This window comes from Staphylococcus sp. 231237_7MaSpsaltlick (assembly GCF_043107035.1).
Window position 1 is genome coordinate 1 of the sequence record NZ_JBICNX010000129.1, and the last position, 1,371, is coordinate 1,371.

The 1,371-nt window shown below is 37.9% G+C and carries 2 protein-coding genes; both read left to right on the forward strand.

Features of this window, described 5'->3' with window-relative positions; all coding sequences use genetic code 11:
- Positions 1-1,187 (forward strand): PTS sugar transporter subunit IIABC family protein (locus ACF91D_RS30335; RefSeq protein ID WP_392438454.1); only part of this gene is annotated, 1,187 nt, incomplete at its 5' end.
- The coding region (locus tag ACF91D_RS30340; protein ID WP_392438456.1) for a family 1 glycosylhydrolase at positions 1,184-1,371 on the forward strand (188 nt) is incomplete at its 3' end. The genes ACF91D_RS30335 and ACF91D_RS30340, both read left to right, overlap by 4 nt.

Genomic DNA, 1,371 nt, shown 5'->3' on the forward strand with positions numbered 1-1,371 from the left:
TGTTGAAATATATTGAAGATATAATCGATCACATTACGCCAATTGTTATGAAAAACTTTTTAAAACCTATGTTGATTTTGTTAGTTGCAGCGCCAATTGCGATTATTATTGTTGGACCTGCTGGAATTTTAATAGGTACAGGGTTATCGCAATTTGTATTCTTCGTGCATGGCCAATTAGGTTTCTTAGCAGTAGCCATTGTAGGTGCATTATGGCCTTTATTGGTTATGACTGGTATGCATCGTGTGTTCACACCAACAATTGTACAAACTATTGCAGAGACTGGTAAAGAAGGTATGGTTATGCCATCTGAAATTGGTGCGAATTTATCACTTGGCGGGGTCTCACTTGCAGTAGCGTTTAAAACTAAAAATAGAGAATTACGTCAAACTTCATTAGCAGCGGCATCATCAGCAATTATTGCAGGCATAACTGAACCCGCACTATATGGGGTAGCCATTAGATTAAAACGTCCTATGATTGCGTCAATGATTACCGGATTTGTTGCAGGTGGGGTTGCAGGTCTAGCAGGGCTTGCGAGTCGGTCTATGGCAGCGCCTGGTTTATTTACAAGTGTACAATTTATAGATCAAGACAATCCTATGAGTATCGTATGGATTATTGTCGTTATGGTTTTATCTATTGTACTATCATTTATTTTAACGTTGGTACTTGGGTTTGAAGATATACCAGAATCAGAAGATGAGTTATTAGATGCAGAGACAAAAGGCAATATGATTGTTGAAGCACCTGTTGAAGGAAAAGTGAAACCCATAGATAGCGTTGAAGATGATGTATTTAGTAGAGAAGTGATTGGTAAGAGTGTTGCGATTGAACCAACAGGAAATAAAATATATGCGCCAATAACTGGAACAGTGACCTCAGTATTCCCTACCAAGCATGCTGTTGGAATTACAGGTGACGATGGTGTTGAAGTACTAATTCATGTAGGTATTGATACTGTTAAGCTAGAAGGCAAACCGTTTACATCTGCAGTTGAACAAGGTGACCATGTGAATAGTGGGGAGATTATCGGGTCCTTCGATTTAACTGAAATTATTGAAGCAGGTTATGATCCGACAACGATTGTAGTAATTACAAATACAGATGATTATGACTCTATTACGTCTTTCGATACTGTTGACGTTAGTGCTAATACATCAATATTAGGAGTGGTTAAAAAATGACGATAAAAACTTTTCCAGAAAATTTTCTTTGGGGTGGCGCTATTGCAGCAAATCAAACAGAGGGCGCATGGAATATTGGAGGGAGAGGTCTAAGTAATATAGATTTAATCCCACATGGACCAAACAGACAAGATATTAAATTAGGTTATAAAGCATCGCAATTAAGTGATACAGAATACTATCC